Source organism: Streptomyces sp. NPDC054834 (genome assembly GCF_053611185.1).
Map to the genome: position 1 here is coordinate 1 of NZ_JBSGZV010000102.1, position 7,872 is coordinate 7,872.

Below are 7,872 nucleotides of genomic sequence, written 5' to 3' on the forward strand. Positions count from 1 at the left end.
CTGGGAAACCCGAGACGACATGCACGACGCCTTCCTCCAGCTCGCACACTGCATGACCCTCGCCCGCAAGCATCCGGCTTTCTGAAAGCACCCCTTAGACGCAGAGCGTCGAGGTCCGGCTCGGGCGGCAAGATCGTCACACGCCCATCCGACGGTGCAGACCCATGCCCTGTCAGTGCAGACCTCTGCCCTATTTCGGGTCTAGGCGGAAAGCGGGCGGGCAGACGTCTGCACTACGGTGGCCGCCAGCCCAGCCCAGTTGCGGCCGGGGTGTTTACGGGAGGCGACCGGAGGAGGGACGCGCTCATGACACTACGCAGCCCTGTGGCGGCGCGCGCATGGACGGTCGAGGTGAGTTCCCACACCGGCAGCATCAGCCTGATCTGTCGGCACTGTCCCCATGACAGTGGGCGCCTCAGCCCCTCATCCGCGCGCGCAGCCGCGCTGGCCCACCTCGCCCGCCATGCTCGAGCCGATCTACGGGATGTCCACCTGCGCATCTGCCAATGCCGCGAGCGCGGCTGCCGCTGGCATCCTCGCCACCGGGGCTGCGCTGGCCCTATCCGACTGCTTCTGGCCCGTGAGCGAGCCGGCAGGGTCTGGAGGCTGGCCGATGCCTGCACTGCCTGTGCGGCGGCCACACATCAGGCCGCGGTGGTACCCGACACCATGCTGGTCAGGCCGTGCAGGACACCTCAGGCCCCTCGGCCGCGCCGACGGGAGGTGCGGGGCCCGGGCGACCGTCACCGAGTGGCGGAGATCCTCAGCTACCTGGCAGCCGCACTCCCGGCCGGTGTCTCGGCGGACGCACGGCTCAGGATGGCGAATCTGCGCCGTCACCGGGGATGTGCAGTGGACTTGCGGGAGAGGGGATAGCTGATGACCTGCGTCGCCGTAGGCCGCTGCAGTGAGCGGAGTCCGCGAACGCCAAGTCCCGGCGACCCGGCCAACTCCCGTACTCAGAACAGGGCCACACCTACTCAGGTTTGGGTTCTGCCAGGCTGATCAGTGTCTGCGCCAAGCGGCGCATCGGATCCCACTCGCTCCCGAGCTGCTGCCCGCTCGTTTCTGCTTCTCGGAGCATCTCCTTGATCCGCTCCTGGACGTATGGCTTGTTGACCAGTTCGCCCTGGTAGGCGTTCATGGATTCGATGTGACTCTTCCAGCGGACTGGGATGGCCGTCCCGTCCGGGCCGAGCAGGCAGTCTCGGCCGAAGTAGAACTCCACGGAGCAAGCGCGACCGGTGACGTCGTCGGATGAAGCGCCTGAGGGCCCGAGAGTCGGGTAGGAGCGCGCATAGTCCAGGTCGGGCAACCTGCAGACCGCGTAATGGTCCGGCAGAGGAGTGCTGGCGAGTTGCTTCTCTGCCTGGCGGCCAGCTGTGTCATTGTCCAGGATTCCGATCACTCGGTTCATGACGCCAGCGGCCGCAAAGCTTCGCATGTTCTTGACGACCTGATCGGTTCCGCCAGCGGCTTTCGTGGTCTCGAGGTCCCAGAACTTGAAGTATCCGGCGACTTCGGGACAGACAAGCCTGAGTGCCCGGGGTATGACCTGTGCATCGAATTTGCCCTCGGTGATCACGATGATGGGGCCGGTGCTTGCGGTCATGAGGCCCAGCTCATGGATGGCCTGAGCGGACAGGTCCTCGGCGCTGTTGCAGTAGCCAGCCGACAGAAGGGCTGACAGGTCCAATGTCAACGTGTTCCGAGGGTCCTGGTCCAGGAGGAGAGCGGCGAGGAGGAAGCGAGGATCTTCGGTGTAGTACTCAAAATAAGAGTCCAGGTCGTTCGCGCATGCTGCCTCTATCGGGTCGAGGTTCTCGTAAGTGTCCCCATAACGCATAAACCCCTTGATGTAGGCAGCAAGTCCGGTGGCGACGACTTGTTCGCACGACATTTGATGAGGCGTCTCTTCCCCCGTGGCCGACCTGACGAGGAGGACATCCTCTGCTTCCCCGTCTTCCCTCAGCTGTGACCTTCGGAACTCTGCCATCGACCGTCTGCTGACCTCGGGTGTGAAGCCCATGAGCCTCAGACGAGTGAGGGCGGTCCCGACCGTGGTGCGGTAACCGAAGCGCTCGGATGTGTCGACGTCATCGTCGTCCCACTGCGCGACCTCAAGCTCCGGCGGGATCTCCTGGCCTGCTGGGACGCTGTTGAGCTCGTCGACGGTCCGGGCCCAGTCGGCTCGCATGTACTTGTCTTCCTCTTGGAAGATGGTCATCAGCCGGGACGGGATCTCGTTCTTGCCCCACAAGATCTGCCGGTCAGTCAGCAGCCGCCAGCTACTTCCCACGAACCTCTCCGTTCCAGTGCCGTCGCCGAGTCACGGTGGTGAAGCCAAGGCTGCCGCATGGTTCACCTCTGCGGTGGGCCAGGGATCGAGCCGGCTGCAGTTCCGCGGGGCATGACGTTGATCCTGCGGACGTTGGCGGACGCTTCGACGGCCGCGACGAGTCTGGCGTTCTCGACGGATAGCCGTTGGATGCAGGCGAGAGCAAGGGCGAGCTGATCGGTGAGTTCGCGGTTCGCTCTGCGGATCTTCGCATTGCGGCGGACGAGGTCCTGGTAGCGCTTCGTGCCAGCAACCTGTGCCGGTTCTGGCGCGGTGCCAGAGCGGACAGCGCCAATCGCTTCGACGATCTCCGGGAAGTGCCGGCGAAGGGTGGTGTTGGACAGCCCGACGCGCTGCGCAAGGCCCAGGACGCTTGGGCGGGTGCCGTTGCGGGCGGCTTGTGTCATGAGCTCGTCCGCTGCTTTGCGGACGCGTTCGGGGTGGGGCAGGTCAAGTCGGGTAGTCATGGTCACTCCGCAGCGGGCATGTTCTGGTTCAGAAAGCGGCTGATCTCCGCGTGACGGGCGGCGAGTCGGTGGTGCAGTAGCGGTGGCAGGGCGGTCCGGTTGCCCAGCTGCGCTTCGATGTCACCAAGCTCGCGTTTCCAGGCATCTGCGTTGCTGCTGGTCAGAGCAACATTGCGGCAGGCCAGCGGCTTGCATCCACCGTGGTCGGGGAGCCCTTCTCCTCGGTCGGTGCGGGCCTTCTCGCAGAGTGCTTTGGTGTGGTCGTGGACGCAGGTGATGTATTCGCCGGGATAGACGGCCGGATCGTGCTTGGCCATGATCCGCTGCAGCCGTCGCGAGTCGAGGACGACCTTGCCTCCGAAGCGGGCTCGTTCAGCGAAGTCCTTCAGCCGCTCGGCGGCCTCGGCTGCGGCGGGCCCTCCGAGTTTGGTGTGTTCGTGAGCTTCGACGGTGGCCATCAGATGCTCGCCGCGGGTGAGTGCCTGCTCGCTTTCGACTTCGGCCCGGAAGCCTGAGTCGCTGGTGCCCGCATAGCCTTCGAACATTTGGATGCTGTGGTGTCGGTATTGCAGGGCGCCTGCGATGGTGCCGCCAGGTCTGCGTGCGATGAACCAGGCCAGGGTTCGTCGGAACTGGCTGGTCTTCAGCCTCCAGGATTTGCCAGCGACGTCTGGGATGGACCCGGCAAGGCCGCGTTTGTTGCAGTAGCGGTTGACCCAGCTGATGAAGTCGTTGAGTTGGATGTTCGTGCCGTCGTTCGTCAGAGCTCGTTCCGCCGAGTCCCTTATGCTGCCGGGTCCGTGGTCGAGGCGGGTGAATAGCAGGGTTCTCTCGGCGGGCTGAAGTCGCTCCATGACCTGGACGGCCCGGGAGACGGGCTGGCCGACCAGCCAAGTGGCGGGGACGCCGGTTGGGTCGTCCTCACCCTTGAAGGCAAGGCTGTGGACCTTCCATCGATATGGGGTGCCGGAGGAGTCCCGTTCGATACTGAGGCAACCTCGCTGCAGGTGCTTGACCTCGCTGTCCCGCATCCCGGAGAGGAACGCGATGACGATGTAGCAGGCGATCTGCAGCAGTCGGGCGAGCTGGAACATGCTGTCGTCGTGTTCCTGGTAGGTACTGATGCAGGTCAGCCAGGGCTTTCCATCGATTGAGGCGGTGATCGGTGTCGCCATGGCGGTCCGGTCGTCGACGCCGACGATGGTGGCGGCCTCGTCGAGCATGCCGCGGGCAAACCAGACTGCCCCGACGGTGCAGCCCATTTGTATGGCGATTTGGAGTCGGTTGGGGCGCCCCCGGTGCCCGGGCAGCGGACGGTTCTCGGCGATGTGCTGGGCGATCAGTTCCTCAACGGCCTGCCGGACTGGTCGGCCGTGTCGAAGCGCCCATTCCTTCGCCGGCAGCGGCCTGCGAGCTGCCCGCCAGGCTGCGTCAGCCGTGAGGATGTCGGTGGAGAAGTCGTCGATGAACTTCAGGGCCCAGGCCAGCAGCGGACCGTGTACTTCCTCCGGGATGCGGGCGGTCACGTTCTCCGCAGAGGCCTCGCGTGATTCGCCCCAGTCGTCGAGATGACGTGGATCGAAAGACAGGGCAGCCTCCTCGCCAAGGGCCGTGCGGAACCGCCAGAAGTGCCGGGCAGCCCGCCGCCCGCCCTGACGAGCGGACGCTGACTTGGGATGTTCCTTGAGCAAGTACTTCTGGTAGGCCTCGAGGTCTCCCCCGGTCAGAGCCCCGATGGGTGGACCGCCGTGCCGGTCTAGCCACTGCAGGAAGCCCTTCAGCGCGGTGAACAGTGACCGGACGGTTGCGATCTTGGGGCGGGTCTCACCGGGCGGCAGCGGCCCGGACAGCACGGCATAGCAAAGCATCTTCGCCGTATGTCGGTAGCACACCGGCAAAGTCCCGAAGTGCAACGTCAGAGATCGTTCATGGAGTTTGTGGCAGGCGGGTGTCAGGTCCCAGATGTCATCCATGAACCGCGAGGTGTCCTCCAGGCCGAATCCTGGCCTGAGGGTCTGCGCGTGCAGCACTCGCGTGTGGGGGGTGACTTCGTCTGCCTTGGCGGTCAGGGCACTGGTGGTCACGGCTTTTCCCAGGGATTCTCGACCAGATCGAGCAGTGCATCCGGCTTCTTCGCCGCCTGGTGTCGGCGTACACGTGAACGTGCGTAGCCGCGTACGGATGAACGTGCAGAGTTCTTGATGTGTTGAGGGACGGTGCTCGGCACTCTGCTGCCTGTTGTTGAGGTCGCAGAGAGGGGTGGGACGTGGTCCTGGATCCGCAACGCTGGCTGGAATTGCGGCGCTTTCGCGGTCTGGTCGAGTCCGGTTCCATGAGCCTGTCGGAGGTCGCCAAGGAGACCGGACTCAACTGGCGGACGGTCAGCAAGTACTTGTCTCCCGACGGGCCTGTGTCACCGCCACGCCGGTCACCGAGCGGGCGGTCCCGGGCGAGGGTGATCGACGAGTTCGCGCCGCTGGTCGACTCGATGCTGCGGGCGGAGATCCTGATGAAGGCCGCCGTCATCCACGAGCGGCTGGCCACGGAGTACGGGTTCACCGGCAACTACCAGCGGACCAAGCTCTACGTTCAGGAAGCCCGCCCGCGGATCGCCGAGGAACTCGGCATCACGCCGAAGGAGTTGGCGGGCATGCACCGCCGGTTCGAGGTGATCCCCGGGGCCCAGGCTCAGGTGGACTGGGGCGACGAGGGCAAGACGCTCGCCCACATGGGCATCGCGAAGGTCTACTCGTTCCACATGACGCTGTCGTACTCGCGCGACCCATTCTGCTGCTTCACCACCAGTCAGGACCTGCAGACCTTCTTCGACTGCCACCGCCGGGCGTTTGCCCACTTCGGCGGGGTGCCGATGACGATCGTCTACGACCGCACCAAGACCGTCGTCCGCCGCCACGTCGCCCCCGGCGAGGCCGTCCCGCTGCACCCGGAGGCGGTCGGCTTCGCCGGACACTACGACTTCGATATCGACGTGCTGGCCGCCTACCGGCCCACCGGCAAGGGCCGTGTCGAACGGCAGGTGCTGATCGTCCGCGACCACGTGCTGTCCGGACGGGCCTTCTCCTCCATCGAGGAGATGGACGCCGCCTTCCTGTCCTGGGTGCCGCAGCGGCGAGCCCAGATCCACAAGACCCACCGGGAGGTCATCGGCGAGCGGGCCGCCCGTGACCACGCGGCCCTCAAGCCGCTGCCGCCGACGCCTTATCTGGTGGCCGAGCGGCACCTGCGGCCGGTCGGCAAGGACTGTCTGGTCGCCTTCGGCGGCAACCTCTACTCGGTGCCCGCCCGCCGCGTCCGCCCCCGCCAGCTGGTCGAGATCCGGGCCACGAAGTCGCAGGTCATGCTTCACTCGACCGCTCCCGACGTCAGCGGCGAGACGCTGCTGGCCATGCACCCGCGGGCGGTCGGCCGCGGGACGCGTGTCGTCGAAGAGAGTCACTGGGACGGCCTGCCCACCGGAAAGGGCCGCCGGACCACCACGGGTGACGTCCCGCCCCGGCCCCGGCACCAACGGCCCCCGGGCGAGGCGGCCGGGCCGCTGCAGGCCCTGCTGAACCGGGCCGCCGCCACCCAGATCGAGGTCGGCCGCCGACCGCTGTCGGTCTATGACGAGCTGACCGGGACCCGGCCCTTCACCACCAATCGAGCGACGAAGGAATCCTCTTGAGCGAGCTGACCGGCAACCGCATCCGCACCACGGCCGGCAAGCTCGGCCTGCCGCACCTGGCGGAGACCATCAACGACTACACCCGCCGGGCGGACGAGGCCAAGTTGGGCTACCTCGACTTCCTCGACCTGGTGCTGTCCGAGGAACTCGCCGTCCGCGACGACCGCCGCTTCCGCCAGGGCCTGCGGCTGTCCCGGCTGCCGCATCACAAGACGCTGGATGAGTACGACTTCTCCTTCCAGCCCGAGCTCGATCCGCGCAAGGTCAAGGACCTGGCCACCCTCTCCTTCATCGAGGCCAAGGCCAACGCGGCCCTGCTGGGGCCGCCCGTTATCAACGGGTCCTGAGCCCCTCTCTTCACTGTCTGCGACGAGCGTCACCGTGAGCGTTCTGTGTCGTTGATGCATTGCTATCAACGGGAGTTCTTCAACGAGACGGAACGGCATCAGTGGCGCACAGCTTGGCGGTCCGGCCCGCGAACGGGCAGCGGACGTGGACCGTGATCGACGAGAAGTACCGGACCGTCGTGCCGGTCGAGGACTGGTTGGAGGCCCATCGGCAGTTGTGGTCACCGAACACGGTCCGCGGCTATGCGACCTCGCTGGCCCAGTGGTGGACGTTCCTGGAACAGCGTGACGAGACCGGAAGGTGGGGCGATCTCGGCGTCCCGGCGGTCGCCGGGTTCCTGTCCTGGCTGCGCAACGGCCGCACCGTCGAGCACACCGTTCCTAGAGACTGAGCGGGAGTGAGTCCTGGTGCCAGGACTCGTGCTCAGCCGCGTGTCCCGAACGGTTGTGGGCACGCTGGTCCCCCGCTTTCGCTCCGCGTCCGGCGCCAGCGGATCGTGTCCGTGGTCCGGGAATGCGGGGGCGGGTTCCCTCACGCCCCGGAACACCTGATGCGGCCTGGACGGTCCGATGCCCCACCGCATCACTCCGGTGTGGTGGGGGCGGTGCCGTCCGTCGCCGGATCGGGTGTCCCAGGGCGCGCCTTCCGATCGCCACGGCGGCAGCCTCGTGGCGTGTCGTGGTGCGGGTTGTGGTGGTCAGGGGCCGTTGCCAGTGCTGGGCGCCCCAGCGGCTGGTGTAGGCAGGATCGACGGCGACCAGGGGGATGCCGAGTTCGGCGGCCATGGACACCAGCCTGGCGCGCAGCTTCGCCGTGGGCATCCCGGAGATCAGCCGGCGGAACCGCTTGCGCCGCCCGTGCTTCTCCCGGGTCTTCTCCGCCTGGAAGTCCAAATCCTCGATCGCGATCGCCAGGTGGTGGCGTTCGGCCCAGTGCAGGAGGCGGACGAGGGCGTGCCGGACCTGGGCGTCCCGGTGCGGTGCGCTGCCGGTCAGGTCGTAGTCGAACCTGCGCGGTTCGCCGACCGGGTTGCC

Annotated in this window: 6 protein-coding genes and 1 pseudogene; 3 read left to right on the plus strand and 4 right to left on the minus strand. The window is 66.5% G+C overall.

Annotated elements, in window-relative coordinates:
* Positions 1-976 precede the first annotated feature (976 nt).
* The 3 genes from ACWGJM_RS48695 to ACWGJM_RS48705 form a co-directional block, all read right to left on the minus strand.
* Positions 977-2,299, minus strand: coding sequence for a HEPN/Toprim-associated domain-containing protein (locus ACWGJM_RS48695; protein WP_453418222.1), 1,323 nt, complete (start codon positions 2,297-2,299; stop codon positions 977-979).
* Between the two features lie 62 nt (positions 2,300-2,361).
* Complete coding sequence (locus ACWGJM_RS48700) at positions 2,362-2,805, minus strand: hypothetical protein (protein ID WP_453418223.1); 444 nt, start codon at positions 2,803-2,805, stop codon at positions 2,362-2,364.
* A gap of 2 nt (positions 2,806-2,807) precedes the next feature.
* A complete protein-coding gene (locus ACWGJM_RS48705; RefSeq protein ID WP_453418224.1) occupies positions 2,808-4,889 on the minus strand; it encodes a hypothetical protein in 2,082 nt (693 codons plus the stop codon).
* A gap of 248 nt (positions 4,890-5,137) precedes the next feature.
* Between ACWGJM_RS48705 and istA the strand changes: the two genes are divergently transcribed.
* From istA to ACWGJM_RS48720, 3 genes and pseudogenes are all read left to right on the plus strand, one after another.
* The gene (gene istA, locus ACWGJM_RS48710) at positions 5,138-6,490 is read left to right on the plus strand and encodes an IS21 family transposase (RefSeq protein ID WP_453418225.1); all 1,353 of its coding nucleotides are present in this window, start codon (positions 5,138-5,140) and stop codon (positions 6,488-6,490) included.
* Positions 6,487-6,819, plus strand: a pseudogene (locus tag ACWGJM_RS48715) (ATP-binding protein); the annotation flags it as partial. The gene istA and the pseudogene ACWGJM_RS48715, both read left to right, overlap by 4 nt.
* 119 nt (positions 6,820-6,938) lie before the next feature.
* Positions 6,939-7,229 carry a hypothetical protein gene (locus ACWGJM_RS48720; protein WP_453418226.1) on the plus strand — a complete coding sequence of 97 codons (291 nt, stop codon included), beginning with the start codon at positions 6,939-6,941 and terminating at the stop codon, positions 7,227-7,229.
* Here ACWGJM_RS48720 and ACWGJM_RS48725 read toward each other — a convergent pair.
* Positions 7,219-7,872, minus strand: a 654-nt coding sequence (locus tag ACWGJM_RS48725) for an IS200/IS605 family accessory protein TnpB-related protein (RefSeq protein ID WP_453418227.1), incomplete at its 5' end; no start/stop codon positions are given. The two genes, ACWGJM_RS48720 and ACWGJM_RS48725, sit on opposite strands and share 11 nt — an antisense overlap.

What these genes read in the sequence shown, in the direction of transcription:
- istA (WP_453418225.1), top strand. Translation starts at nt 5,138, where the DNA reads ATGAGCCTGTCGGAGGTCGCCAAGGAGACCGGACTCAACTGGCGGACG.
- ACWGJM_RS48700 (WP_453418223.1), bottom strand. Translation starts at nt 2,805, where the DNA reads ATGACTACCCGACTTGACCTGCCCCACCCCGAACGCGTCCGCAAAGCA.